The sequence below is a fragment of the Nocardia sp. 852002-20019_SCH5090214 genome (genome assembly GCF_001665865.1).
In the GTDB taxonomy this organism is placed as follows: domain Bacteria; phylum Actinomycetota; class Actinomycetes; order Mycobacteriales; family Mycobacteriaceae; genus Nocardia; species Nocardia nova.
The window spans coordinates 1-661 of the sequence record NZ_LZMK01000219.1 but is presented as its reverse complement, the minus strand read 5'-3'; the positions used below and the strand labels follow the sequence as shown (position 1 = coordinate 661).

The window sequence follows — 661 nt, the reverse complement described above, 5'->3', positions numbered from 1 at the left end:
CACCACCGCCGAACTGGCGATCGCGAACGGCACCGCCACGATCGCGGCGGTACGGTGCCACCACCGCGCGCCCGGCCGGCGGTGATGATGATCGGCGGCGAATTCAACACTCCCGCCGACTGGTTGCGCAGCGGCCAGATCATGCCCGCCATCGACGCGTTCACCGCGGCCCGGCCGTCAGCGCATTCCACGCCGACTGCACACTCGGGTAGTAGCCCACCCACTGGTTGAGCACCACCGCCGAACTGGCGATCGCGAACGGCACCGCCACGATCGCGGCGGTACGGTGCCACCACCGCGCGCCCGGCCAGCCGACGACCACCAGCGCGATCGCGGCGACCGCGACGCCCACCCAGATCCACAGCCGCACCGGAGCGGGATCGGAGGCCAGGCCCTCGTTGTTCATCACGGTGCGGGCGGCGAAGGCGGCCACCACCCCGAGGGCGAGGCAGATCGGCACCCGGATCAGCCACCACCGCCGGCTCCAGCGCACGATGGCGACCACGAGCAGGACGGCGGCGACGATCTCGATGGTCAGCGGCAGCCAGCCGTGCAGCAGCGAGACGCCGTGATGAAAACCGTTGTAGGGGTTCAGTTTCGCCGAGGGGAGCTGAGGTGGCGGAGGCGGCGCCACCGCGGGGGCGGCGGTCGGCGGCCAGAC

The 661-nt window shown here is 72.0% G+C and carries 1 pseudogene; it reads right to left on the bottom strand.

Features of this window, described 5'->3' with window-relative positions:
• Positions 1-160: 160 nt before the first annotated feature.
• Positions 161-661, bottom strand: a pseudogene (locus A5780_RS41040) (hypothetical protein); the annotation flags it as partial.